This window comes from Nocardiopsis sp. MT53, from assembly GCF_019598965.1.
GTDB classification, from domain to species: domain Bacteria; phylum Actinomycetota; class Actinomycetes; order Streptosporangiales; family Streptosporangiaceae; genus Nocardiopsis; species Nocardiopsis changdeensis.
The window spans coordinates 3248458-3272392 of record NZ_CP080599.1; the positions used below are offsets into that span (position 1 = coordinate 3248458).

Genomic DNA, 23935 nt, shown 5'->3' on the forward strand with positions numbered 1-23935 from the left:
ACCCGCGGGCCCCGGCGACCCCCACGTCCCCGCGGCGCCCCCCGGGCCCGGGTTCGCGGCCCCGACGGGGCAGCAGGCGTCCTTCGGCACGGGTGTTCCCGGCGGCCCAGGCGTTCCCGGCGGTCCCCCGGGCGGAGTCCCCGGCGACCCCGCCGGGGCGGACCCGGCCGGGCCGTACGCGTACGCGGCGACGGGATCGCAGAGACGGGGGAAGCGCGGCGTCCCCCTGTGGGCCGCGCTCAGCGGCATGCTGGTCGTCGCCGTGGTCGCGGGCGGCGTCGGCGGTGTGGCGGGCGGGGTCTTCGCTGGCGGCACCGCCCAGGAGGCCCAGCCCCAGGCCGAGGGGCCGACCATGAACGAGCCCCCGCCGGAGGCGCCCCAGCGCGACCCCGACACCATCGCGGGCGTCGCGCAGCGGGTGAGCCCCAGCGTGGTGTCCATCCGCAGCGCCGACCGGAGCATCATGGGCGGCGGCTCAGGGTTCATCATCGAGGGCGACTACGTCGTCACCAACGACCACGTCTCCTCCGAGCTGGAGGACGACGGCATCCTCGTCGAGTACAGCGACGGCAGCCTCTCCCCGGCCACCGTCGTGGGCGCCGACCCCAGCTCCGACCTGGCGGTGCTCTCCCTCGAAGAGCCCATCGACGTGGAGCCCCTGGAGTTCGGCGACTCCGAGCAGGTCATCGTGGGCGACGAGGTCATCGCCATCGGCGCGCCCCTGGGCTACTCGGGCACCGTCACCCAGGGCATCATCAGCGCGGTCAACCGCCCGGTGACCTCCGGCGACGGTCCCGACGCCAGCCGGTTCTACGCGCTCCAGACCGACGCGGCCATCAACCCCGGCAACTCCGGCGGGCCGCTGGTGGACACCCAGGGCCGGGTCATCGGCGTCAACTCGATGATCGTGACCATGGGCTACGCCGGCGAGAGCGCCGGCAACATCGGCCTGGGCTTCGCCATCCCCTCCGTGGAGGCCGAGCGGGTCGTGCAACGGCTCATCGAGGACGGTGAGGCCACCTACGCCGACCTCGGAGCGGAGATCGACGTGGAGCGCACCCTGGCGGGGGCGGCCGTCGACTCCGTCGAGTCCGGGGGCGCCGCCGACCGGGCCGGCCTGCGCTCGGGCGACGTCATCGTCCGCTTCGACGGCCGCACGGTCAACTCCGGCCAGGAGCTGCTGGCGATGATCCGCGACCGCTCGCCGGGCGACGAGGTCGAGGCCGAGTACGAGCGCGGCGGCACCACCGAGGTCACCACGATCACCCTCGACTCCAGCGACTGACCGCGGGAACGGCGAAGGCCCCCGGGTGCGCGCACCCGGGGGCCTCCCCACGTCCTCCCCGCCCTCTTACCTGCGCATGGGGGAGATGCCGAGCTGCATCCCGGCCAGGCCGCGCGGGCGGCCCACCAGGCTGTCGGCGATCGAGTCGATGATCTTGGACGCCTCGGCGTCGGGGTCGGTCAGGACCAGCGGCCTGCCCTCGTCGCCGCCCTCGCGCAGGCGCGTGTCGAGCGGGATCTGGCCCAGCAGCGGGATGTTCGTGCCCAGCGTGCGGCCCAGGGCGTCGGCGACGGTCTGCCCGCCGCCCTCGCCGAAGAGGGGGATCCTCTCGCCGCCGTGCTCGTAGTACGACATGTTCTCGATCACGCCCGCCACCCGCTGGTGGGTCTGGGCGGTGATGGAGCCGGCGCGCTCGGCGACCTCCGCGGCGGCCTGCTGCGGGGTGGTCACCACCAGCAGTTCGGCGGTCGGCAGCAGCTGCGCCACGGAGATGGCGATGTCGCCGGTGCCCGGGGGCAGGTCCATGAGCAGGACGTCGAGGTCGCCCCAGTACACGTCCGACAGGAACTGCTGGAGGGCGCGGTGCAGCATCGGCCCGCGCCACACCACCGGGGTGTTGCCCTGGGTGAACATGCCGACCGAGATGACCTTGATGTCGTGCGCGGTCGGCGGGATGATCATGTCCTCGACCTTGGTCGGGAAGTCCGACGCGCCGAGCATGCGGGGCACCGAGTGCCCGTAGATGTCGGCGTCGACGACGCCGACCTTGTGCCCCTGGGCGGCCATGGCCGCCGCGAGGTTGACGGTGACGGACGACTTGCCGACCCCGCCCTTGCCGGACGCGACGGCGAAGACCTTGGTGAGCGAGTTCGGCTTGGCGAAGGGGATCTCCTTCTCCGCCTGGCCGCCGCGCAGCTTGGTCTGCAGCTCCTTGCGCTGCTCGTCGCTCATCACGTCGAGTTCGACGCGCACGGAGGTGACCCCGGCGACCTTGGTCACCGCTTCGGTCACGTCCTTCTCGATACGGCCACGCATGGGGCACCCGGCCACCGTCAGGTAGATGCCGACGTGCACGGAACCGTCGTCGCCGATGTCGACGCTCTTGACCATTCCGAGGTCGGTGATGGGACGGCGGATCTCCGGGTCTTGCACCGTGGCCAGGGCCTTGTGCACCTGATCGGTGGTTGGTGTGGAGGACATGTGCTCAATCGTAGGTCAGCGGGACGGGGTACTCGGTCCGTGGTCTGCCACAACGGACCGTTCATTCCAACGAGGGGGGTTCGCCCCGCTATTCCATGCCGGGCCCGCATGCCCTTCCGGGGCGGCCCGACCGGATCCGCACCGTGACCGGCCGATAACGGCACGGACTTAACGCAGGCAATACATGGCCGGATAGTAATCTCAGCGCACGATGGGAAATGTTCCGCCACCGCCGGGTTCGTCCTGGCCCGCCGCCCCGCAGGGGCAGGAGGGGCAGGCGTCGCGGACCCATGCCCAGGAGCAGACCTGGGCGGGGCCGCCCGGGGGAGGGCGGCTGACCCCGCCCGAGGGGCATCCCGCGGTGAACGCCGGCCACGGCGTGTGGGCATGGCCGCCCCCGAGCCCGGTGCGGACCAAGCGGGCGCACCCGTACGCCCCCGCCGCGGCGCCGGAGGGTGAGCCCTATCACAGGCTCGGGCGGACCTCGTGGTACCGCTGGTGGACGCCGCTGCTGACCCTCGCGGTGCTCGGTGTCCTGATGTTCTTCCTGTGGGTGGCGATGGCGCTGGCCGTCACCCTGGTCGCGGTGCTGGGCGGCAGCGGCCTGGCCCCGGAGTCGGTGAAGGTCGGCGAGATCGCCGGGCTCGCCTTCGGGCTCCTCAGCTCGGCCCTGTTCATCCCCATCGTCGTCTTCCTGGTGCGGGTGGTGCAGTGGCGCCGCGTGGGCTCGCTGATGTCGGTGGCGGGGCGCACCCGCACCCGCTGGCTGCTGCGCTGCGCGGCCCTGGCGGTCGTCCCGGTGGTGCTGAGCACGGCCGCCTACGTCCTGCTGGCCGACCGGTTCGACGCGGTCCCGGTCACGGCCGGGGCGGCGGGGAGCGGCCGGGTCCTGGTCGCCGCGCTGGCGGTCATCGTCCTGCTGGTGCCGTTCCAGTCGCTGGCCGAGGAACTCACCCTGCGCGGCCTGGTCATGCAGCTGGTGGGCGCGCTGGGCGCCCGCCCGGACGAGCCCCGGGGCTCCGGCCCGGTCGCCCGCGTCCTGCGCTCGCCCTGGCCCGCGATCCTGGCCGGGAGCACGCTGTTCCCCGCCATGTACGCCTCGACCCACCAGGACCAGCCCTGGACCATCGCCGCCCTGGCGGTGCTCGGGCTGGCGCTGTCCTGGCTGACCTGGCGCACCGGCGGCCTGGAGGCGGCGATCGGCCTGCACGTGGTCGCCGCGATGGTGCAGTTCACCCTCACCGTCCTGGCGGGCGGCATCGCCGCCATCGGCACCGGCGTCGTCCTGGGCGCGGGCCTGGCCCCGGGGACGGGGACCCCGCTGGTGCTGGTGCTCACCGCCGCCCAGACCGGGCTCTACGTCCTGCTGGTGCGCCGGGCGGCGCGCCGCGCGGGCGTGGGCCGCCTGGCCGCGGCCTGACCCCTCAGGCGCTCTCCCGGACCCCGGCGGGCCGCTCGGGGAACACCCACGTCCGGTAGGAGAAGAACCGGAACAGCGTGCCCAGCCCCACGCCCACCACGTTGCCCGCGATGTTGCGCGACAGCGGGTCGTCGAACCCCAGCACGTACACCGAGAACGCCTGGCAGCCCAACTGGATGAGCAGCCCCACCCCGTTCATCGCCAGGAACAGCAGCGTTTCCCGCCCGTACCCGGTCCGGGCCCGGTCGGCGAACGTCCAGAACCGGTTCCCCACGAACGCCACCGCGATCGACACCAGCGTCCCCAGGACCTGCCCGGGCAGCGCGGCCATCCCCGCCGTCTCCCAGAGGAGGTTGGTGACGGCCAGCTGCACCACGTACGCCACGGCCCCCACGGAGCCGAACTTGCCCAGCTGGGCGATGAGCGCGGCGAGCCGCGGGTGCCGGGTCGGGAACGCGCGCACGGGGCCTCCGGAGTGGGGATCACCTGGGGTGACGGGGCGGCTCGGGCGGGGCCCCGGGCACACCCTAGACTTCTGACCGGGGGTAGGAGCAACCCCGGCCGCGGGTTCCGAGCCGTTCCGGCCAGGCTCCGTCGTGCGCGGAGCCGTCCCGTCACCGCGGTTCGAGCAGATGAGTTGAGGAACTGTGAGCGAGCGTAACCGCACCGTCCCCCGCGTGGGAATGGTGGGAGGGGGGCAACTCTCCCGCATGACCCACCAGGCCGCGATCGCACTGGGGGTGGACTTCGGGATCCTGTCCACCGGCCCCGCCGAGAGCGCCGCCCTGGTGTGCGGGAACGTCACCCTCGGCGACGACCGCGGGCTCGACGACGTCCTGGCCTTCGCCAAGGCCAACGACGTGGTGACCTTCGACCACGAGCACGTCCCCGAGCCGGTGCTGCGCGCGGTGGAGGAGCAGGGCGGCCTGCTGCGCCCGGGCCGCGACCCGCTGCGCTTCGCCCAGGACAAGCTCCGCATGCGCACCCGCCTCACCGAGCTGGGCGCCCCGGCCCCGCGCTGGCGCGCCGTCTCCTCCCCGGAGCACGTCACCGCGTTCGCCGCCGAGACCGGGTGGCCGGCCGTCCTCAAGGCCGCCCGCGGCGGCTACGACGGCAAGGGCGTCTGGGTGGTGGACGACGCCGCCGAGGCCGCCGGGGTCGTGGAGCGCGCGGCCGCCGAGGGCGTCCCGCTGCTGGTGGAGGAGAAGGTCGCGTTCGAGCGCGAACTCGCGGTCCAGGTGGCCCGCTCCCCGCACGGGCAGGTCGCCGTCTACCCGGTGGTGGAGACCGTGCAGCGCGACGGCATCTGCCACGAGGTGATCGCCCCGGCCCCGGGCCTGCCGGAGGAGAAGGCCACCCGCGCCCAGCAGCTGGCCATCGAGATCGCCCACGCCCTGGACGTCACCGGCGTGCTCGCGGTGGAGCTGTTCGAGACGGCCGACGGCGTGGTCGTCAACGAACTGGCGATGCGGCCGCACAACTCCGGCCACTGGACCATCGAGGGCGCCCGCACCTCCCAGTTCGAGCAGCACCTGCGCGCCGTGCTGGACCTGCCCCTGGGCTCGCCCCGCACCAACGCCCCCTACACCGTCATGGCCAACCTGCTGGGAGGCGAGGACCCCGAGGTCTACCGCCGCTACCTGCACGTGATGGCCGCCGACCCCGAGATCAAGATCCACTTCTACGGCAAGGACGTGCGTCCGGGCCGCAAGATCGGGCATGTGACAGTGACCGGCGACGACCACCGCGACCTGCTGGAGCGGGCCCGCGCCGCCGCCGACTACCTGCGAGGAGACGACCAGTGAGCAAGGACCCCGTGGTGGGCATCGTGATGGGCTCGGACTCCGACTGGCCGGTGATGCGGGAGGCGGCCGAGGCCCTGCGCGAGTTCGGCGTCCCCTTCGAGGCCGACGTGGTGTCGGCGCACCGGATGCCGCACGAGATGGTGTCCTACGGCGCCGACGCGGCGGGCCGGGGCCTGAAGGCGATCATCGCCGGGGCGGGCGGGGCCGCCCACCTGCCGGGCATGCTGGCCTCGGTGACGACGCTGCCGGTCATCGGCGTCCCGGTGCCGCTCAAGTACCTGGACGGGATGGACTCGCTGCTGTCCATCGTGCAGATGCCCGCCGGGGTGCCGGTGGCGACGGTGGCCGTGGGCGCCGCCCGCAACGCGGGCCTGCTGGCGGTGCGGATGCTGGCGGTGCACGACCCCGCGCTGGCGGAGAAGATGGCGGAGTTCCAGGTGGAGCTGCGCGAGCAGGCGCACGCCAAGGGCGAGCGGCTGCGCCGCGAGGTCGCCGAGGGCTCCCGGCCGGCCGGATTCGGCCTGTAGGACGGAGACCGAGCGCCCCGGTGCCCGAACGGGCACCGGGGCGCCGCCGTGTCCCGGGTCCGCCCGGGCCCTCAGGAGGGCGCGGTGAGGGCGCGCAGCCCGGCCAGCGCCTGTTCGGCGGTGGGCAGGGAGTCGGGGGCCACCAGGTACTGGAGCACGTAGCCGGCCACGAGGTTGTAGAGGACGGAGCCCACCCCGGCGACGACGGCCGGGTCGATCCCGTCCGCGGGGAGGTCCAGGACGAGCGCGGCCAGCTCCCGGCGGCCCTCGTCGATCCCGGCGGCCAGGGCGGCCCGCATGGACTCGTCGAACTGGGCTTGGCCGAAGGCCTGGACGCTGGAGACCAGCAGGTCGCGCTGCTCGGGGAGGGTCTCCAGCAGCGAGGTGAGCAGGACCCGCATCCGGTCCTCGGGGGCCTCGGCCCGGGAGGCGCGGACCGCCCGCGTGAAGACGTCGCCCCACTCGCCGCTGGCCTCCAGGACCGCGGCGTTCATCAGCGCGTCCTTGGAGCCGAAGTGGTAGCCGATCGAGGCCAGGTGCGCGCCCGAGGCGGCCGCGATGTCGCGCGCCGTGGTCTTGGCATAGCCCTTCTCGACCAGGCAGCGCCGCGCTCCGGCGAGCAGGTCCTCACGTTGACTCATGGGTGCAGCCTAGCATTTTTAGACGTACGTACATATTGACGCGAGATTTTGACGTACGTACGATCAAAGCCATGACGACCGAACACCCTCCCCGCGCCGCGCGCGCCCTGGCCGGGCTGGTCTTCCTGCTCATCCCGGCCCTGCTCGTGTCCATGGACCTGTCGATCCTCTTCGTGGCCGCGCCCGCCATCGCCGAGGACCTGGCCCCCACGGCCACCCAGTGGCTGTGGATGCTGGACGTCTACGGCTTCGTCCTCGCCGGCCTCCTGGTCGCCATGGGCTCCCTCGGCGACCGGATCGGCCGCCGCCGGCTCCTGCTCGCCGGCGCCGCGCTCTTCGGCGCGGCCTCCGCGCTGCTCGCCCTGGCCGACAGCGCCGGCTGGTTCATCGCGGGCCGGGTCCTGCTCGGCGCCGCCGGCGCCACCCTCGCCCCCTCCACGCTGTCCCTCATCCGCTCCCTGTTCGCCGACCCCCGGCAGCGGGCCACCGCGGTCGGCGCCTGGACCGTCGCCTTCACCGGGGGCAGTGTCCTGGGACCCATCCTCGGCGGGGCGCTGCTGGAGTTCCTCCCGTGGAACTCGGTGTTCCTGGTCAACCTGCCGTTCATGGCGCTGCTGCTGGCCGGCGCCCCGTTCCTGATCCCGGAGTCGCGCGACCCCCGCCCCGGCGGATTCGACCTCCTCGGCGCGGCCACCTCGCTGGTCGCGGTGCTGGGCCTGGTCAACGCGGTCAAACGGTTCGCCGAACACGGGGCCGACCCCTACGCAGCCGCCTCCCTGGCGGCGGGCGCCCTGTTCCTGGTGCTGTTCGTCGTCCGCCAGCGCCGCTCCGCCCACCCGCTCATCGACGTGGGCCTGTTCGCCCGCCCGACGTTCGCCGCGGCCGTCGGCGGCAACACCGCGGTCTCCTTCGCCGCCGCCGGGATGGGCGCGCTCACCTTCACCTTCCTCCAGACGGTCCACGGGCTGAGCCCCCTCGTCGCCGCGCTGTCCTCACTGCCCGTCTTCGTCGGCACCCTGCTGGGGGCGGTCCTGGCCGGGACCCTCGCCCACCGGGTCCGCCCCGGGTTCCTGATGGCCGGCGGCCTGGCGACGGGCGCCGCCGGCTTCGGCACCGTCGCGAGCCTGGAGGCGGACACCTCCCTGTGGGTGCTCATCGCGGGATACACCGTGATCACCCTCGGCGTCGGCGTGGTCGCCACCCTGGCCAACACGCTCGTGCTGGCCTCCGCCCCGCCCGAGCGCGCGGGGGCGGCGGCCGGAATCTCCGAGACGAGCACCGAGTTCGGTGCGGCCCTTGGCATCGCCGTCCTGGGCACGGCGGCCGCGGGCGTCTACCGCGACGCCATGCTGGCCGGGGGAGCCACCGGCCCGGCCGCCGAGACCGTCGCCGGAGCGGTGGCCGGGGCCCCCGCGGCGCCCGACCCCGGGGCCCTGCTGGAGCTCGCCTTCGCCGCGCAGACCTCGGGGTTCACCACGGCGGCCCTCACCGGCGCCGCGGTCCTGGCCGCCGTCTCCGCGGTGGTGGCCGTGGCCCTGCGCCGCCTCCCCCCGGGCACCGGGGAGCCGGCCCCGGGGGAGCGGGCTCAGGAGACCGTGTAGCCGGTGAACGCCGCGCACTCCTCGACCGGGCGGCTCTCCAGGTAGCCCAGGTCGAGGAGCTCGTTCACGCGGGCGTACTCGCCCTCGACCGGCTCGGGCAGCTCCCCGGCCGGGACCAGCACCTGCTCGCCGCCGCCCGGCTGCTCGAAGTGCGGGGCGATCGGGCCGGTCAGCACGGTCAGCTCCGCCGACACCTCGAAGCAGGTGTAGTTGTTCTCGGGGCCGTCCGGCCAGGTGTTCAGCGAGTCCGGCGGCAGCGCCCGCTGCGCGTACGGGGCGCCCGCCGGCGCCAGGAACGTGCCCCGGGCGGACCCGAACCGGTCCAGCATCCAGCCCTCGGGAAGGACGGTGATGTCGGTGACCGGCTCGCCGTCCACCACCTCGAAGCCCATGTGGTCCGGGTACTCCCAGCCGTCGGGCCCCCACCACCGGTCGATGAACCCGGCCGGGGACAGCCCTCCCAGCCGGTCGTAGTCCTCCAGCAGCTCCGCGACCGGTCCCTGGTCGGGCAGCTCGGCCGGCCCTAGGCGGCGGTCCCCGCACAGGTACCTCTCCAGGTCATCGGCGGTGGGCGGCGGGTCGAGCACCGGGCAGTCGGCGGGGAGGGCCGGGGCCCCGGAGGAGGGCGAGGGGGCTGCGTGGGCGGGGGCGGCCCCCGCGAGCAGGGCCAGGGCTGCCGCCCCCGCGGCCAGGCGGAAGTTCACCGGTCGGACTCCGTTCGTCACCGACGCACGGCACGCGGCCGAACGCCATGGAATGCATACGGAGAGTAGTCAAGCATGCCCGGGTCGTATCCGGGTCGCATCCGTGGCGGGACCGGGAACGGTGACGGCCGGGACCCCGCGGGGTCCCGGCCGTCACCGTGTGGAGAAGGAGGGGGCTACTGGCGGCCCAGCGCCCGGTAGGTCCAGCCCGAGGCCCGCCAGAAGGTCGGGTCCAGGGCGTTGCGCCCGTCCACGATCCGCTTGCGCGCCACCAGGCGGCCCAGCTCGTCCGGGTCGGCCTCGCGGAACTCCGCCCACTCGGTGAGCAGCAGCACCACGTCGGCGTCGGTGACCGCCCCGCGCATGGAGTCGGCGTAGTTCAGCTCCGGGTGCGCCGCGCGGGCCCGCTCCAGCGCCGCCGGGTCGTACACCGTCACCTGCGCGCCCAGCGAGGCGATGGTGGCGGCCACGTCCAGGGCGGGCGAGTCGCGGATGTCGTCGGAGTTGGGCTTGAAGGCCGCCCCCAGCACCGCCACGCGGCTGCCCGCGAAACCGCCGCCGATGAGCTGGCGGGCGATGTCGATGGTGCGCGCCCGGCGCCGCTGGTTGATGGCGTCCACCTCGCGCAGGAACGACAGCGCGGGCTCCACGCCCAGCTCGTCGGCGCGGGCCATGAACGCGCGGATGTCCTTGGGCAGGCAGCCGCCGCCGAAGCCCAGGCCCGGGCCCAGGAACTTGCCGCCGATGCGGTCGTCGTAGGACAGCGCCTGCGCCAACTGGATGACGTCGGCCCCGGCCACCTCCGACACCTCCGCCATCGCGTTGATGAAAGAGATCTTGGTCGCCAGGAAGGCGTTGGCCGCCACCTTGACCAGCTCGGCGGTCTGGAGGTCGGTCACCAGGAACGGGACGCCGCCGTCGATCTGCTTGTGCCACAGCGCCCGCACGGCCTTCTCGACCCGCGGCGAGTCGGTGCCCAGCACGATCCGGTCGGGCCTCAGGGTGTCCTCCACACCGAAGCCCTCGCGCAGGAACTCCGGGCTCCAGCCCAGCTCGGCCTCCTCGCCCGCGGGCGCCAGCGCGGCCAGCCGGGCGGCCAGGGTCGCGGCCGTGCCCACCGGCACCGTCGAGCGGCCCACCACCACGGCGGGGCGGCTCAGGTGCGGCGCCAGCCGGTCCACGGCGGAGTTCACGTAGCTCAGGTCCGCGGCGCCCGACTCGTCCTTCTGCGGTGTGCCCACGCAGATCAGGTGCAGGTCCGCGAACTCGGCGACCTCGGCGAACGAGGTCGTGAAGCGCAGTCTCCCGGACTCCAGACCCGAGACCACCAGGTCCTCCAGCCCGGGCTCGAAGAAGGGCACACGACCGGAGCGGAGCATCTCGATCTTGGCCTCGTCGACGTCCAGGCCCAGCACCTCGAACCCCAGTTCGGCCAGGCAGGCCGCTGTGGTGGCGCCCAGGTAACCGGTACCGATGACGGAGACGCGCATACGGTCCGCTTCGATCACTGGTTGAGTCCTTCCTCGCTTTCGTCCGCGCCCGTATCCCATGGTTGTTCCCGCTCGTGGCGGTGAGCACCCGGGGGAGGGCGGAAAGACGGACATGAGTCGGCGTCGGGGGAGACCCGCACGCGGAGCCTCACCCTACGCTCCGGGACATGGCCCGTACCCGAACAGGGCGTGAACACATCAGGCGCTCAGGTTACCGGTGCGCACCCGGTACCGGACACAGGGCCCCGGAGCGCCTCAATCCCGGCGCCCGGACTCCCCGTCCAGCGGTGTCCACCCGCCCTCGCCCCGGGAGAACGGCGTGGTCGTCCTGGCCGGATCGCCCTCCCGCGGCTCCCAGACCTCGGTCGCGGTCCGGCGGCCGGGGACCTCGGGCACGGTGTCGCCGACCGGCGGTTCCGGCAGCTCCTCCCGGGGCCCGTGCACGCGCTCCCAGGGGGCGGCCATCATGGCGGGCCCGGCCTCCGCGGGGGAGCGCCAGCGGCCCGGCAGGGCGGCCGAGAACAGCAGCAGCGCGCCCAGCGGCAGCGCCACGGACACCCCGGGCCCGCCCGGGTACACGAAGCTCTCCGGATTGAGCCAGGACAGCGCCGACGCGAGCGACGCCGGGTGCACCGCGGGCCACAGCGCCAGTGCGGCCAGCGGCAGCCCGGCGGCCCCGGCGGTGAGCGGCGAGACCCGGGCCGCGGCCAGGTACGCGCAGGCGAAGCCGACGAGGACCAGCAGCACCGCGGCCGCGACCGCGGCGACCGACACACCGCCCTCCAGGAGCCCCGGGAGTTCGCCCGCCGACCAGGACACGGCGATCCACAGCAGGGGGGCCAGGGCGATGCCGACCAGCAGGCCGAGCAGGTGGCGGAGCACGGGAGCACCTTCCTTCGCGGGGATCACCCGCAGATGTTGTCCCGGGCGGTCGAGGTGGTCAGCGGGGCGTCCCCGGCCGAGGGGGACTCCTCCGGCTCGGGGGCCTCGACCTCCGGAGCGTTGAACGTCGTGTAGTTGAAGCCGATCACGATCTGGATCTCGCCGTCCAGGGTGGTGTCCTCCACCACCTCGGCGCCCGGGATCGTCCCGGCCACGTACTCGGCGGCCGCGGCGTCGCCGGCGCCGTGCCGGACCTGGGTGGCGGGCACGTCCCGGCTGCTCCAGTCGGAGGCGGGGTCGGGCACCTGGAACCCGGCGCCGGCCAGGGAGCCGTCCAGGGAGGCGCCCAGCCCGGGGGTGCCGGTGCCGTTGAACACCCGCACCCGGATGTCGGCCGGGACGGGCTCCGCCGCTTCCTCCTCCGGTGCGGAGGGCTCGTCGGAGGGCCCGGTGATCGGGCGGTCGGCGTTGATGTCGGCGAACAGGTCGCGGGCGGCGGGCTCGTCCCACAGCAGGGCGACGTCGCCGCGCGGGGTCCAGAAGTCCATGTCGGCGATGGGCACCTGCGCGAAGGTCACCGCCGCCATGTCCAGGTCGCGCATCTGGTAGGCGAGCTCGTTGATGGTGGAGGTGTCCAGCCCCTCGTCGACGGTCACCGACGACAGGGCGCTGTCCAGGAACGCGGTGAGCTTGCCGGGGTCGGACAGGGTCTCGCTGCTCAGCGCCTGGTCCAGCATGGCCGCCAGCACCTGCTGCTGCCGGTCGATGCGGTCCAGGTCGCCGCGCGGGGTGGCCCGGGTGCGGGCGAAGGCCAGGGCCTCGGTGCCGTCCACCCGGTGGGTGCCCGCCGCCATGTCCAGGTGGGCCTTGGGGTCGTCGATCGCCTCGGGCAGGCACACCTCGATGCCGCCCAGCGCGTCGACCACGCCGACGAACCCCGAGAAGTCGACCTCCACGTAGTGGTCGACGCGCACGTCCGTGACCGATTCCACGGTGCGCACGGCCAGCTGCGGGCCGCCGTAGGCGTAGGCGGCGTTGATCTTGTCCTCGCCCTCGCCGGGGATGTCCACCCACAGGTCGCGGGGGATGCCGACGACGGTGATCCGGTCGCGCTCGTGGTTGAGCCGGACCAGCATCATCGTGTCGGAGCGGCGCCCGGGCGTGGAGCCCACGCTCAGCGCGCTGCGGTCCTCCTCGGCCAGGGTCTCGCGGCTGTCGGAGCCGATGACCAGGAACGTCAGCCCGCCGGTCTCCTCGGGGCGGTCCCCGTCGGCCAGGCCGCCGAAGACGTCGAAGCGGTTGAGGGTGCCCGACATCCACCCGGTGATCGCCCAGGAGGTCCCCGAGGCGAGCAGGACCAGCACGGACAGGACCGACATCACGACCAGGCCCGCGCGGCGGCGGCGGACGGCGGGGGAGGGCACGGTGATCCGGCCGGACCGGGAGGAGCGCCGGTCGCCGGGCGGGATCGGCCGGGACCGCTCACGGCGGAACTCGCCGTCGCCCGGTCGATTCCGTCCCCCGTTGTCGTCGTTCATCGGTTTCCCCGTCCCGCCCCGGTCAACGGTGTCCTCAACCCTTAGGTTGTCACCCGATCCCCCGCATCGTGTGAGATGTCGATCCTCGGCGTGTTGTTCTCGGCTTGGGGCGTCCCCGTCGGGATGGGGGAGAAAAGGGGCGGGGTCTCCACTGCAGGTCGAAGACCCGGCTCTGTGGTACTTTGTCGCCGATCTGACCGGTACCCGGCGCCGCCCCGCACGGCGCGGGACTCCCCGCCACCGGTTCCCTTCCCGGACACGGACGCCTTCATGTCCGCCGTTCCCCCTGATATTCCGGAGAAACCGATGACGCATCCCCCTGTCTCCCCCAAGAACTGGCTCGTCACCGTTCTGCTGTCCTTCTTCCTGGGCTACCTCGGCGTCCACCGCTTCTACGCGGGCAAGATCGGCACGGGCGTCCTGATGCTCGTCACCTGCGGCGGCGTGGGCGTGTGGGCCCTCATCGACTTCATCATGGTGCTGCTCGGCAGGTTCCAGGACTCCGACGGCCTCCCGATCAAGAACCAGGCCTGACCCCGCCGGCCGCGCCGGGAGACCGGCGCGGCCGCCGCCCGCGGTGCAGTACCTTGGACGCGCGCGGGCGTCGATGCCCCCACGCATCCGCCGCGCAGTCCGACACGTCTCGATCTTGGGAAGTGCCCGTGTCCTGGCCGCCGGTCTCCGTCGTCATGCCCGTCCTCAACGAAGAGCGCCACCTCGCCGCCGCGGTGGAGCACGTCCTCGCCCAGGAGTACCCGGGCGAGCTGGAGGTCGTGCTCGGCGTGGGGCCCTCCGAGGACCGCACCCGCGAGGTCGCCGACGGCCTGGCCGCCGCCGACCCCCGGGTCAAGGTGGTGGACAACCCCACCGGCAGGACCCCCTCGGGCCTGAACGCCGCCATCGGCGCCTCCTCCCACGACATCGTGGCCCGCATCGACGGCCACGCGATGATGCCCTCCGACTACCTCCGCGTGGCCGTGGAGACCCTGGAGGAGACCGGGGCCGACAACGTCGGCGGCATCATGGCCGCCGAGGGCACCACCCCCTGGGAGAAGGCGGTCGCCGCCGCCATGACCTCCAAGGTCGGCGTGGGCAACGCCCGCTTCCACACCGGCGGCGAGGGCGGCCCGGCCGACACGGTCTACCTGGGCGTCTTCCGGCGCTCGGCGCTGGAGCGCGTGGGCGGCTACGACGAGGCCTTCCTGCGCGCCCAGGACTGGGAGATGAACCACCGCATCCGCGAGAGCGGCGGCGTGGTGTGGTTCCAGCCGCGCATGCGCGTCTCCTACCGCCCGCGGCGCAACGTCAGGCTGCTGGCCAAGCAGTACTTCCACTACGGCCGCTGGCGGCGCGTGGTGGCCCGCCAGCACAGGGGCACCATCAACCTGCGCTACCTGGCGCCGCCCGTCGCCCTGGCCGGGGTGGTCCTGGGCCTGCTCGGCGGCCTCCTGTGGTGGCCGCTGTGGCTGGTGCCCGCCGCCTACCTGGCCCTCGTGGTCGCCGCGTCGCTGCCGCTGGGTCGCGGCCTGCCCGCCGCCTCGCTGCCGCTCATCCCGGTCGCCCTGGCCACCATGCACATGTCGTGGGGCGCGGGCTTCATCACCAGCCCACCCGGTCTGGGCTCGGACTCCCGTACCGCACGGGCCTCCCGGGGCGCCCAGGCCTCCTGAACCGGGCCCGGTTCCGGCATGATGTCCCCATGGACGAATTGCGCGGAGACCAAGCGGATTGGGGCTTCGACGGGGAGACCGTCGACATCGTCTACAAGAAGTCCTGGACCGGCAGCGCGCTCCTGAAGGAGCTCGGCCGCCTGAGCGTCCCGGTGGGGGCGATCGCCGGGGTCGAGTTCACGCCGGGCGGCGGCCGCCGCAAGGGGTGGCTGCTCCGGCTCTCGCTGCGCGAGCGCATGGACCCCTACGCCGCCGTCGGCGCCATGCTCCGGGACGACCTCCAGCCCTTCCGGCTCACCGGTCCCGCCAAGACCGAGCTGGTCGCCGAGTACCTCGCCGACCAGATCCGGTTCGCCGCCGAGCAGACCGAGGGCGACCCGGCCCCGGAGACCGTGACCCGGCTGGTCCCCGCCGTCCCCCTGCACATCAAGACGCGGGAGGGCACCGCCACCCTGGACGGCTCCACCCTGCGCCTGGTGTGGTCCGGCGACTACGCGAGCGCGGCCAAGCGCCGCGCGGGCCGCCGCGAGTACGACCTGTCGGAGATCTCCAGCGTGGACTGGGGGCCGCCGGACGGCTGGGGGTGGGGCTTCCTGCGCGTGGTCCCCGCAGGCGAGCCGACACGGGACGGCCGGCCCAAACACGACCTCGGCATGCTGCGCTCGGCCGACGACGGCGGCGAGATCTACAAGGTGTTCCTCATGGCCGCCACGGTCACCGCGCACGTGTGGGCCCGGGGCGGCCCGGCCCCGGCGGGCCCCGGCGGCCGCTGGCGGGAGATCGCCCGCGGCACCGTCCGCGCGCTGACCGGGGCGCCCGCGCTCCTCGGCGCCGACACCGGCCGGGACGCTCAGCCGGACCCGGACCCGGACGCGCGGGCGGAGGAGGCCCCGGACGGGGCCGAGGGGGAGCGCGGCCCCGACACCGCGTGGATCTTCGCCCAGATCGAGCGGCTGGGGGAGCTGCACGCCAAGGGACTGCTCACCGACGAGGAGTTCGCCGCCAAGAAGGCCGAGCTCCTCGACCGGATCTGACCCCGGCCGGCCCCGGCCGGCGCCTCAGGCCGCGCCGTTGAGCTCCGCCTCGCGCAGCGCGGCCACCGCGCCGGGCACGTCGTCCACCACCACCGCGTCCATCCCGGCGGCCGCGAACATCGCCGCGTCCTCCGGGGCCGGGCACCAGGAGGCCACCTCCAGGCCCGCCTGGTGGGCCAGGTCCACGGTGTACTCCACCGAACGCCGACCGGGCAGCGGGCCGTCGTCGGTGAGGCCGAACGACCGCACGTCCACGGCCACGATCGGGCAGCCCAGCCCCACCGCGCCCGCGACCGCCTGGTCCAGCGGGTTGCGCACGAACGGCATCCACGCCGTGGGCACCTCCGGGGCGCCCTCGTGGACGGCCAGCAGCACACCGGGGTCGAACGAGCACACGAACACCCGGCGGCGCTCGGCCTCCCGCCGCAGGTACGGCATCAGCAGCGAGGCGGTCCTGCGGGCGGGGGCGTCCACGGCGTCCTCCATCACCGTCTTGACGTCCACGTCCAGGCCCACCTGCGGGGGGATGGCGGCCAGGCCCTCCTCCAGGCCCACCAGCCCGGCCCGGGCGCACTCGGCCGCGGTCAGGTCCACCACCGCGCGCCCGTCGTCCAGCGCCGCGTTGTGGTAGAGCACCAGCTCGTCGTCGGCGGTGCGCCGCACGTCGATCTCGATCCAGTCGGCCCCGGCCGCGACCGCGGCGCTGAAGGACTCCGGTGTGTTCTCGCGGGCCTGGTCGACCACTCCGCGGCCCACGCCGCGGTGGCCGATGACCTCCGTCGTCCCGCCGAAGACCCCGCTCACGGCGCCGCCTCGCGCAGGGGGGCGTCCCCCCGGGACCGGCGCAGCAGCGCTTCGGCCACCTCCACGTCGCCGGGGTTGGTCACCTTGATGTTCGTCTCTTCGCCCGGCACGATCCGGACCTCCTTCTCGGGCAGGTAGCGGAGCACGACCCCGCAGTCGTCGGTGGCGACCAGGCCGGGGTCGGCGGTCGCCAGGGCGTAGGCGCGGCGCACCGTCCCCAGCCGGAAGCCCTGCGGGGTCTGCATGCGGCGCAGCGAGGAGCGCGCGGGGACCTCGGCGACCGCCTCGCCGCCGGGGCCCTCGACCACGCGCACCACCGTGTCCGCGCTGGGCACCGCCACGCCCACGGCGTCCGCCCGGGCCAGAGCGGCCACGCAGGCGGAGACGGTCGCGGGGGAGACCAGCGGCCGGGCGGCGTCGTGCAGCAGCACGAGGTCGTCGTCGGCGGCGCCGGACACCGCGGCCAGGGCCGCCACGGAGGTGTCGGTGCGGGTCGCGCCGCCCGGCAGTACCCGGGACAGCTTGGCGAACCCGGCGTCGGCCAGCAGCTTCTCCGCCCGGGGAACGTACTCGTCCACCATGAGCACGATGATCTCGTCCACGTCGGGGCACTCCTCGAACGCGGACACGGCGTGTTCCAGGATCGTCCGGCCGGCCAGCGGCAGGAACTGCTTGGGGGTGTCCGCGCCCATGCGCGCCCCGACCCCGCCGGCCAGGACCGCCGCGATCACCCGCGGGCGCCCGGCGCCGTCCACCTCGTCCACCGATCTCCTCCTCATGGCGGTCTCCCCGACGGCGGCGAACCGGCGGGGCCCGTACGCGGAACGGAGGGTGACGCGGCGCGGACGCGACGGTTCCGGCTCCCGGCGGGGACACCCGCGGCCGCGGCGGCCCGGATGTTGCGCGCGTGTTTCCGTTCCCTACGAGCCGAGGCTAGTCGACCGGCCCCGGGCACGCATGGTCACGGTCCGGACACGGATGTGCGGCAGGTTGGTGGGCGCGCCCCGTCCGTCGCAGCGGTAATCTATGCACGCCTGTTCAATGTGCCCGGTCCGACCGCGACCCACAGCGGTCGTCGAGCCGGGCGCGGTCCGTGACAATCCCCCGGTCGCCCGGACACGTCCCCCCGTTTCCCCGGTCGTCGTCCGACCGGGGCCGTGGACCGCGCGTGTCGACCGGTGCGCGCAGGCACGAGAACCCACCTGTCCGGTGGCGCGAGCGTGGACCGGACGGCAATTCTTTCGATCCTTGGAGGTGGCGGTGGCGTCAAGGGCGCTGGCCGTCTGGGAGCACCGGAAGGTCGTCGGCCTCCTGGTCCGACGCGACCTGAAGGTCAAGTACCAGCAGTCGATTCTCGGATACGCCTGGACGATGTTGGAGCCGCTGGCTCTGACCCTGGTCTACTTCTTCGTCTTCGGGGTCATCCTGGGGGCCGACCGCGGCATGCCCGCGAACGCGATGGAGTACGGCGGTTTCCTGCTCTTCCTGGTGGCCGGGATCCTGCCGTGGAACACCTTCGGCGCGATCCTCAGCGAGGCCCCGCGCGCGATGATCACGCACTCCAAGCTGATCACCACGATGAAGGTGCCCCGGGAGATCTTCCCCACGGCCACGGTGGGCACCAAGTTCATCGAGTACCTGCTCACCTGGCCGGTGCTGATCCTCTTCGTGATCTTCCTGGGCGGCCGCCCCTCCTGGGAGGGCGTGCTGGTCTGGCTGCCGCTGGCCATCCTGCTCCAGTTCACCATCGGCCTGGGCCTGACCCTGCTGCTGTCCTCGATCAACGTGCTGGTGCGCGACGTCGAGCGACTCGTGCGCATCGCCTCCCGCATCCTGTTCTACGGATCGGCGATCCTGTACCCGGCGTCCATGGTCCTGGAGTCGGCCCGGGTGCCGGAGTGGCTCAAGGTCGCCTACCAGTTGAACCCGCTGCTGGGTATCTTCGAAATGCACCGCGCGGTGTGGTTCGCCGGGTTCGAGGAGCTGACCCCGGGGCCGATCGCGATCACCTCTGCGGTCGTCGGTTCGCTGCTGATGCTGGTCATCGGATACTGGACGTTCCGCCGCCTGGAGATGTCCGTCCTGAAGGAGTTGTGATGGCCCAGACCGACTACGGCACCGACCTGGCGAGCGGCCCGGTCATCGAGGCCAAGGGCCTCGGTGTCAAGTTCGCGGTCAACCGCCGTCGCAAGCGCAGCCTGCGCGAGATGTTCATCCACGGCACCAAGCGCGACCCCAACGCCGAGGGGGACGAGTTCTGGCCGCTGCGCGACGTGTCCTTCGAGGTCGCCCGCGGCGACTGCGTCGGCATCGTCGGCAAGAACGGCACCGGCAAGTCCACCCTGCTCAAGATGATCGCCGGGGTGCTCATCCCCGACGAGGGCGAGGTGCACGTGCGGGGCAAGGTCGCGCCGCTGCTGGAGCTGCGCGCGGGCTTCAACGACAACCTCACCGGCCGCGAGAACGTGTACCTGGTGGGCTCGCTGCACGGGATGACCGAGAAGCAGATCGACGAGCGCTTCGAGGAGATCATCGACTTCGCCGAGATCAAGCAGAAGTTCGTGGACACCCCGGTGCGCCACTACTCCAGCGGCATGAAGGTGCGGCTGGGCTTCGCCCTGATCTCCCAGCTGGAGCACCCGATCATGCTGGTCGACGAGGTGCTGGCGGTGGGCGACAAGGCCTTCAAGCGCAAGTGCTACGAGGCCATCGAGCGGATGCTGGCCAACCACCGGACCATGGTGCTGGTCTCCCACAACGAGGGCGACCTGCGCCGGTTCTGCAACCGCGGCCTGTACATCAAGGGCGGGGCGCTGGCGCTGGACACCGACATCGACGCCGCGCTGGCCGCCTACAACGAGGACACCAAGGCCGAGATCGCCAAGCGCAAGCAGGCCGAGGAGGCCAAGAAGAAGCGCGCGGAGGAGGCCGAGAAGAAGGCCGGCGGCGACAAGGACGGCGGCCAGGCCGCCTGACCCCCGCCGCGCCCCGAGGGCGCCCCAGGGGGCTCTCAGGGCCCGCAGAGGACACACGGTGCGCACTGCCGGAGGATTCCGGCGGTGCGCACTTTGTCATCTGACCCGACCGAAATGGCGCCACGCCGCTCTGAACAGGCCAAACGGACACCTGTGGCGTGTCAGTGATTGATTGACCACAGAGCGTGGGTGACGGTTGCTCTCACCGAGAACTCGAGAGGGACACGCCCATGGCCAACGGCACCGTGGCGCGCTCGACCGCGCGCCTCCTCGAACGCAGGCACGTCACCCGGGCGGGGATGAGCCGGATCGCCGTGATGGTCTCCGTCGGCGCCGCCGTCTGGTTCACCCGCCCGGACACCGTCGGCGGGCTGGCCGGATCGGCCTTCCTGGTGGCGGTGCTGTTCTGCGACTCCGTCCGCGAGCGCATGCGCGCCGGGCGCTACGACGCCCTCACCCTGTGGCTGTCCGCCATGCTCTCCCAGCTGCGCGAGTACATCGTCTACCTGGGCCTGGCCGTGGGCGCGGTGCTGGCCGGGGCCGGCGGGGCCTGGGGGTGGGCCGCCGGGGCCCTGGTGGCCCTGGCGCTGCGCGACGCGCTCCTGGTGGCCCGGGAGGCGCCGCCCGCGCCCCCGGTGCCGTCCCGGCGCGGCCGGGGCGCGGGGAAGGCGGCCGGGGAGGCGGCGGTGGCGCCCGCGGCGGCCGGACTCGTCCCGCGCCCGGCCACCGGGGGCCACGACCGGGACGGGGCCGCCGTGCCGTCCGGCCACCGGACCGCACGGCCGGGCCCCCGGCCCGCGGCCGGGGCGGCCCCCGGGGACGCCCCGCGGCCCCGCCCCGCCGCGTCAGCGGGGCAGGGGGCGCGGCGGCGGGCGCCCGCCGCCGACCTCGCCCGGCGGCTGCTCGCCTTCCCCCAGCCGGTCCGCTTCCTGGCGATCGCCGTCACGGCCACGCTGTGGGACCCGCGGATCTCCTTCGTCACCCTCATCGTCGGCTGCGCCATCGCCATCACCACGGCGCTCGTCGACCCCGCGGCGGCCCACGGGGGGCGGCGGTGAACGGGGCGCAGGGGGCCGCGCGCACCGCCGGGACCGTCCCGGACCTACGCGCGCTCCGTGATGACGGTCACTTCTGCCGTCTGGCGGGGCGCGTCGCCCCGGGCCTGGTTCCGCCGCTCCCGACCGCGGCGGCGGCCGCGATGGTCGTCCTCGTCCTCCTGGCGGCGGACCGCGGGCTTCCGGCAGGCATTACCCTGTTCGCACCGGTCGCTGCCCTGCTACTGTCCGGAACGGCCTCGGGCCACCCCCACGACGGACGGTTCGACCGACTCGTTCCGCCCGTTCTGCGCGTCATGGAGTACGCGTACCTGATGGTCGTGGGGCTCGCGTCCGGTGTACCCGGTCCCCTGGTGTTCGTACTCTTGATGACGGTCGCCTGTCACCACCGCGACGACGCCGTCCGCCCCCCGGTCGGTGTGGCGAGGTCGCCGCGGACGCGCGCGGCCGCCCTCGGCTGGGACGGGCGCATGCTCGTCGTCGCCGCGGGGAGCGCGCTGCACGTGCCCGTTCCGGTCTACGGCATACTCGCCGGATACCTGGCGGTGCTGCTCGTCACCGAGGCGGTGCGCACCTGGAGCGCCACGCCGGTGGCCGACGTGCTCCCGGCCGGCACCGTCCCCGAGGACGGCGCCGGGCCCGGACACCCCCGGCCCGGGTACGGCCAGGAGGGCGACCCTGCACCGGTCGCCGAAACGTTCGGGGAGGCGTAGGACCTCCCCGCTAAGGAGGAACACGCCCGCATGCTCGGAATGGTTCTCGCCGCAGGCGCGGGGCGGCGTCTGCGCCCCTACACCGACACGCTGCCCAAGGCCCTGGTGCCCGTCGACGGTGAGACGACCATCATGGACATCTCGCTGCGCAACCTGGCCGCGGCCGGCCTGACCGACGTGGTCGTCGTCGTGGGCTACCGCGCCGAGGCCGTGGAGGCCCGCAAGGAGGCGCTCGAGGAGCGCCACGGCGTGAAGCTCACCCTCAGCTACAACGACAAGGCCGAGGAGTGGAACAACGCCTACTCCCTGTGGACCGCGCGCGAGTTCTTCTCCGAGGGCGTCCTCCTCGTCAACGGCGACACCGTGCACCCGGTGAGCGTCGAGGAAACGCTACTCGCCGCCAGGGGTCCGGAACTCCTCCTCGCGGTGGACAACGTGAAAAGCCTCGCCGACGAGGAGATGAAGGTGACCCTCGACGACGACGGCCACCTCGCCACCATCACCAAGCTCATGGACCCGGCCACCGCCGCCGGCGAGTACATCGGCGCCACCCTCTTCGAGGGCTCCCTGGACGCCCGCCTCGCCGACGCCCTCAAGGCCACCTGGGAGCGGGACCCGCAGCTCTACTACGAGGACGGCTACCAGGAGCTCGTCCGCCGCGGCGAGAAGGTCTCGGTCGCCCCCATCGGTCAGGTGGAGTGGGTCGAGGTCGACAACCACGACGACCTGGCCAAGGCTCGGGAGATCGCGTGCCGCTACTAGCCCGAATGCTGCCCTCGCCGGTGGCCATCGACGTCCGGCGCGGGGCCATCGCCTCGCTCGGCTCGGTGCTCGCCGACCGGCGCATCGCCACCGAGGGCCGGATCGCCGTCGCGGTCGGCCCCGGCCAGGGCGAGCAGATCGCCGCCGACCTCGACCTGCCGCACTGCGAGGTGTTCCGGGTCGAGGAGGGCACCGTCGACGCCGCCAACGAGCTGGGCAGGAAGCTCCGCTCGGGCGCCTACGAGGCGGTCGCCGGGATCGGCGGCGGCAAGACCATCGACGTCACCAAGTTCGCCGCCACCATGGCCGGCATCCCGATGGTGGCGGTCGCCACCAACCTGGCGCACGACGGCATCGCCTCCCCGGTCAGCTCCCTGGAGCACGAGGGCGGCAAGCCCTCCATCGGGGTCACCATGCCCATCGCCGTGGTCATCGACGTGGACTACGTCCGGGCCGCGCCCTCCCACCTGGTGCGCTCGGGCATCGGCGACGTGGTCAGCAACATCTCGGCCATCGAGGACTGGGAGCTGTCCGGGCGGATCAACGGCGAGCCGGTCGACGGCATGGCCGTCACCTTCGCCCGGGTCGCGGCCGAGGCGGTCCTGCACCGGCCCGACTCGATCGAGTCCGACGCCTTCCTCACGGTCCTGGCCGAGGGCCTGGTCCTGTCCGGGATGGCCATGTCGGTCGCCGGGTCCAGCCGGCCCGCCAGCGGCGCCTGCCACGAGATCCTGCACGCCGTCACCCAGCTCCACCCGGGCAAGGGCAACCACGGCGAGCTCGCCGGCCTGGGCGCGCTGTACGCGTCCTTCCTGCGGGTCCGCCACCTGGGCTGGTCCGAGGCGCGGATGGGCGAGATCCGGGACTGCCTGGTCCGCCACGGGCTGCCCGTGGTGCCCTCCGACGTCGGCCTGGACGATGAGGCGTTCGCGCGGGCCGTGGTGCACGCGCCGGACACCCGTCCCGGCCGGTTCACCATCCTGGAGCACCTCGGCCTGTCCGAGAGCGAGATCGGACGGAGCGTCGCGGACTATGTCAAGACCGTCGGTCGCTGAGGTCCGCGCGGGCGGCCAGCCCGCGGGGATCAAGGAGCGCACGAACGAGGAGCACTGGGCGGGCCGCCTCTACATGAGGGACCTCTCGCCCTACGTCAGCACCTTCTTCGTCCGGCTGGGCGTGCCGCCGAACCCCATCACCTACCTGATGATGGCGTTCGGCGTCCTGGCCGGCGTGGTGGTCGCCTTCGGCGGGCTGTGGTCGGCCCTGGCGGCCGCCCTGCTGATCCAGGTCTACCTGCTGCTGGACTGCTCCGACGGCGAGGTCGCCCGGTACACCGGCCGCACCAGCGTCACCGGAATCTACCTGGACCGGATCGGGCACTACGTGGCCGAGATCGCCCTGCTCATCGGCCTGGGCGTGCGCGCCCAGGGCGGGCTGGAGCCGGGCGGCTGGGTGATCCTGGGCATGGTCGGCGCGATCGGCGTGGCCCTCATCAAGGCCGAGACCGACAACGTCGTGGTGGCCCGCGCCAAGGCGGGGCTGCCCGAGAAGGTGACCGACGAGGCGATGCGCCCGCGCTCGTCCGGGCTGAGCCTGGCCCGGCGGCTGGCCTCCGCCCTCAAGGTGCACCGGCTGATCCAGGCCGTCGAGCTGTCCCTGATCGTCGTGGTGGCCGCGGTGGTGGACCTGTTCCTGGGCGACCTGCTCGCCACCCGGGTCCTCGTCGCCGCCTGCGCGGCGGTGGCGGCGCTGATGAGCGTCGCGCACTTCGTGAGCGTGGTGGCCTCGCGCCGCCTCGAATAACGCGTCGGTGACGTTCGCGTCACATA

The 23935-nt window shown here is 73.5% G+C and carries 24 protein-coding genes; 15 read left to right on the forward strand and 9 right to left on the reverse strand.

All coding sequences use genetic code 11. The annotated features are described in order from the left end of the window. The first annotated feature begins 247 nt into the window (after nt 1-247). Nucleotides 248-1285 carry a S1C family serine protease gene (locus tag K1J57_RS14515; RefSeq protein ID WP_255647058.1) on the forward strand — a complete coding sequence of 346 codons (1038 nt, stop codon included), beginning with the start codon at nt 248-250 and terminating at the stop codon, nt 1283-1285. A 66-nt stretch (nt 1286-1351) separates the two neighbouring features. On the opposite strand, the gene K1J57_RS14520 is transcribed toward K1J57_RS14515, so the two are convergent. After that, nucleotides 1352-2485: an Mrp/NBP35 family ATP-binding protein gene (locus K1J57_RS14520; RefSeq protein WP_220564943.1), complete on the reverse strand. Its 1134-nt coding sequence runs from the start codon at nt 2483-2485 to the stop codon at nt 1352-1354. A 211-nt stretch (nt 2486-2696) separates the two neighbouring features. Between K1J57_RS14520 and K1J57_RS14525 the strand changes: the two genes are divergently transcribed. After that, on the forward strand, nt 2697-3905 hold the full coding sequence (locus K1J57_RS14525) for a CPBP family intramembrane glutamic endopeptidase (protein ID WP_220564944.1): 1209 nt from the start codon (nt 2697-2699) through the stop codon (nt 3903-3905). 4 nt (nt 3906-3909) lie between these two features. On the opposite strand, the gene K1J57_RS14530 is transcribed toward K1J57_RS14525, so the two are convergent. Further along, nucleotides 3910-4368, reverse strand: a complete 459-nt coding sequence (locus K1J57_RS14530) for a GtrA family protein (protein ID WP_220564945.1) — start codon at nt 4366-4368, stop codon at nt 3910-3912. Nucleotides 4369-4615: 247 nt separating this feature from the next. On the opposite strand from K1J57_RS14530, the gene K1J57_RS14535 reads away from it, so the two are divergent. Continuing rightward, nucleotides 4616-5710, forward strand: a complete 1095-nt coding sequence (locus K1J57_RS14535) for a 5-(carboxyamino)imidazole ribonucleotide synthase (RefSeq protein WP_255647059.1) — start codon at nt 4616-4618, stop codon at nt 5708-5710. 26 nt (nt 5711-5736) lie between these two features. After that, nucleotides 5737-6237: a 5-(carboxyamino)imidazole ribonucleotide mutase gene (purE, locus tag K1J57_RS14540; RefSeq protein ID WP_220565545.1), complete on the forward strand. Its 501-nt coding sequence runs from the start codon at nt 5737-5739 to the stop codon at nt 6235-6237. Between the two features lie 71 nt (nt 6238-6308). Here the strand turns inward: purE and K1J57_RS14545 are convergent, their stop codons facing one another. After that, nucleotides 6309-6878, reverse strand: coding sequence for a TetR/AcrR family transcriptional regulator (locus K1J57_RS14545; protein ID WP_220564947.1), 570 nt, complete (start codon nt 6876-6878; stop codon nt 6309-6311). A 71-nt stretch (nt 6879-6949) separates the two neighbouring features. Between K1J57_RS14545 and K1J57_RS14550 the strand changes: the two genes are divergently transcribed. Next, nucleotides 6950-8479 carry an MFS transporter gene (locus K1J57_RS14550; RefSeq protein ID WP_220564948.1) on the forward strand — a complete coding sequence of 510 codons (1530 nt, stop codon included), beginning with the start codon at nt 6950-6952 and terminating at the stop codon, nt 8477-8479. On the opposite strand, the gene K1J57_RS14555 is transcribed toward K1J57_RS14550, so the two are convergent. The 4 genes from K1J57_RS14555 to K1J57_RS14570 form a co-directional block, all read right to left on the reverse strand. Then, nucleotides 8464-9204 (reverse strand): TNT domain-containing protein, encoded by a 741-nt coding sequence (locus K1J57_RS14555; protein ID WP_255647060.1) that lies wholly within the window; start codon nt 9202-9204, stop codon nt 8464-8466. The genes K1J57_RS14550 and K1J57_RS14555 overlap by 16 nt on opposite strands. A 155-nt stretch (nt 9205-9359) precedes the next feature. After that, on the reverse strand, nt 9360-10691 hold the full coding sequence (locus K1J57_RS14560) for a UDP-glucose/GDP-mannose dehydrogenase family protein (RefSeq protein ID WP_220564949.1): 1332 nt from the start codon (nt 10689-10691) through the stop codon (nt 9360-9362). A 237-nt stretch (nt 10692-10928) separates the two neighbouring features. Continuing rightward, nucleotides 10929-11555 carry a YIP1 family protein gene (locus tag K1J57_RS14565; RefSeq protein WP_220564950.1) on the reverse strand — a complete coding sequence of 209 codons (627 nt, stop codon included), beginning with the start codon at nt 11553-11555 and terminating at the stop codon, nt 10929-10931. A 23-nt stretch (nt 11556-11578) separates the two neighbouring features. Next, nucleotides 11579-13093, reverse strand: coding sequence for an LCP family protein (locus K1J57_RS14570; protein ID WP_220564951.1), 1515 nt, complete (start codon nt 13091-13093; stop codon nt 11579-11581). 306 nt (nt 13094-13399) lie between these two features. Here K1J57_RS14570 and K1J57_RS14575 point away from each other — a divergent pair, with 306 nt between their 5' ends. The 3 genes from K1J57_RS14575 (at nt 13400) to K1J57_RS14585 (ending at nt 15797) form a co-directional block, all read left to right on the forward strand. Continuing rightward, complete coding sequence (locus K1J57_RS14575) at nt 13400-13627, forward strand: TM2 domain-containing protein (protein ID WP_220564952.1); 228 nt, start codon at nt 13400-13402, stop codon at nt 13625-13627. A 128-nt stretch (nt 13628-13755) separates the two neighbouring features. Further along, nucleotides 13756-14763 (forward strand): glycosyltransferase family 2 protein, encoded by a 1008-nt coding sequence (locus K1J57_RS14580; protein ID WP_220564953.1) that lies wholly within the window; start codon nt 13756-13758, stop codon nt 14761-14763. 29 nt (nt 14764-14792) lie between these two features. Then, on the forward strand, nt 14793-15797 hold the full coding sequence (locus K1J57_RS14585; RefSeq protein WP_220564954.1) for a DUF4429 domain-containing protein: 1005 nt from the start codon (nt 14793-14795) through the stop codon (nt 15795-15797). 24 nt (nt 15798-15821) lie between these two features. Here K1J57_RS14585 and K1J57_RS14590 read toward each other — a convergent pair whose 3' ends face one another. Both K1J57_RS14590 and K1J57_RS14595 read right to left on the reverse strand, forming a co-directional pair. Next, nucleotides 15822-16601: a glycerophosphodiester phosphodiesterase gene (locus K1J57_RS14590; protein WP_220564955.1), complete on the reverse strand. Its 780-nt coding sequence runs from the start codon at nt 16599-16601 to the stop codon at nt 15822-15824. Beyond that, on the reverse strand, nt 16598-17380 hold the full coding sequence (locus K1J57_RS14595) for a 2-C-methyl-D-erythritol 4-phosphate cytidylyltransferase (protein WP_220564956.1): 783 nt from the start codon (nt 17378-17380) through the stop codon (nt 16598-16600). The genes K1J57_RS14590 and K1J57_RS14595 overlap by 4 nt, the downstream gene beginning before the upstream one ends. 469 nt (nt 17381-17849) lie before the next feature. Here K1J57_RS14595 and K1J57_RS14600 point away from each other — a divergent pair, with 469 nt between their 5' ends. The 7 genes from K1J57_RS14600 to K1J57_RS14630 all read left to right on the forward strand — a co-directional run bounded on the left by K1J57_RS14600 (nt 17850) and on the right by K1J57_RS14630 (nt 23909). Beyond that, nucleotides 17850-18698, forward strand: coding sequence for an ABC transporter permease (locus K1J57_RS14600; RefSeq protein ID WP_220564957.1), 849 nt, complete (start codon nt 17850-17852; stop codon nt 18696-18698). After that, entirely contained in the window at nt 18698-19576 is an 879-nt protein-coding gene (locus tag K1J57_RS14605; protein ID WP_220564958.1) for an ATP-binding cassette domain-containing protein, read from the forward strand. The genes K1J57_RS14600 and K1J57_RS14605 overlap by 1 nt, the downstream gene beginning before the upstream one ends. 230 nt (nt 19577-19806) lie before the next feature. Next, nucleotides 19807-20634, forward strand: a complete 828-nt coding sequence (locus tag K1J57_RS14610; RefSeq protein ID WP_220564959.1) for a hypothetical protein — start codon at nt 19807-19809, stop codon at nt 20632-20634. Beyond that, nucleotides 20631-21344, forward strand: coding sequence for a DUF5941 domain-containing protein (locus tag K1J57_RS14615; protein WP_220564960.1), 714 nt, complete (start codon nt 20631-20633; stop codon nt 21342-21344). Before K1J57_RS14610 ends, K1J57_RS14615 begins: the two co-directional genes overlap by 4 nt. A gap of 30 nt (nt 21345-21374) precedes the next feature. Continuing rightward, on the forward strand, nt 21375-22106 hold the full coding sequence (locus tag K1J57_RS14620) for a sugar phosphate nucleotidyltransferase (RefSeq protein WP_220564961.1): 732 nt from the start codon (nt 21375-21377) through the stop codon (nt 22104-22106). 5 nt (nt 22107-22111) lie between these two features. Then, a complete protein-coding gene (locus K1J57_RS14625; RefSeq protein ID WP_220564962.1) occupies nt 22112-23161 on the forward strand; it encodes an iron-containing alcohol dehydrogenase family protein in 1050 nt (349 codons plus the stop codon). After that, nucleotides 23139-23909, forward strand: coding sequence for a CDP-alcohol phosphatidyltransferase family protein (locus K1J57_RS14630; protein WP_220564963.1), 771 nt, complete (start codon nt 23139-23141; stop codon nt 23907-23909). The genes K1J57_RS14625 and K1J57_RS14630 overlap by 23 nt, the downstream gene beginning before the upstream one ends. Nucleotides 23910-23935: the final 26 nt, after the last annotated feature.

Excerpts from the sequence above, each read along its gene's own strand:
- K1J57_RS14515 (WP_255647058.1), top strand. The coding sequence starts at position 248 with ATGCTGGTCGTCGCCGTGGTCGCGGGCGGCGTCGGCGGTGTGGCGGGC.
- K1J57_RS14520 (WP_220564943.1), bottom strand. The coding sequence starts at position 2,485 with ATGTCCTCCACACCAACCACCGATCAGGTGCACAAGGCCCTGGCCACG.
- K1J57_RS14525 (WP_220564944.1), top strand. The coding sequence starts at position 2,697 with ATGGGAAATGTTCCGCCACCGCCGGGTTCGTCCTGGCCCGCCGCCCCG.
- K1J57_RS14535 (WP_255647059.1), top strand. The coding sequence starts at position 4,616 with ATGACCCACCAGGCCGCGATCGCACTGGGGGTGGACTTCGGGATCCTG.
- purE (WP_220565545.1), top strand. The coding sequence starts at position 5,737 with ATGGGCTCGGACTCCGACTGGCCGGTGATGCGGGAGGCGGCCGAGGCC.
- K1J57_RS14545 (WP_220564947.1), bottom strand. The coding sequence starts at position 6,878 with ATGAGTCAACGTGAGGACCTGCTCGCCGGAGCGCGGCGCTGCCTGGTC.
- K1J57_RS14550 (WP_220564948.1), top strand. The coding sequence starts at position 6,950 with ATGACGACCGAACACCCTCCCCGCGCCGCGCGCGCCCTGGCCGGGCTG.
- K1J57_RS14570 (WP_220564951.1), bottom strand. The coding sequence starts at position 13,093 with ATGAACGACGACAACGGGGGACGGAATCGACCGGGCGACGGCGAGTTC.
- K1J57_RS14575 (WP_220564952.1), top strand. The coding sequence starts at position 13,400 with ATGACGCATCCCCCTGTCTCCCCCAAGAACTGGCTCGTCACCGTTCTG.
- K1J57_RS14585 (WP_220564954.1), top strand. The coding sequence starts at position 14,793 with ATGGACGAATTGCGCGGAGACCAAGCGGATTGGGGCTTCGACGGGGAG.
- K1J57_RS14595 (WP_220564956.1), bottom strand. The coding sequence starts at position 17,380 with ATGAGGAGGAGATCGGTGGACGAGGTGGACGGCGCCGGGCGCCCGCGG.
- K1J57_RS14605 (WP_220564958.1), top strand. The coding sequence starts at position 18,698 with ATGGCCCAGACCGACTACGGCACCGACCTGGCGAGCGGCCCGGTCATC.
- K1J57_RS14610 (WP_220564959.1), top strand. The coding sequence starts at position 19,807 with ATGGCCAACGGCACCGTGGCGCGCTCGACCGCGCGCCTCCTCGAACGC.
- K1J57_RS14620 (WP_220564961.1), top strand. The coding sequence starts at position 21,375 with ATGCTCGGAATGGTTCTCGCCGCAGGCGCGGGGCGGCGTCTGCGCCCC.
- K1J57_RS14625 (WP_220564962.1), top strand. The coding sequence starts at position 22,112 with ATGCTGCCCTCGCCGGTGGCCATCGACGTCCGGCGCGGGGCCATCGCC.
- K1J57_RS14630 (WP_220564963.1), top strand. The coding sequence starts at position 23,139 with ATGTCAAGACCGTCGGTCGCTGAGGTCCGCGCGGGCGGCCAGCCCGCG.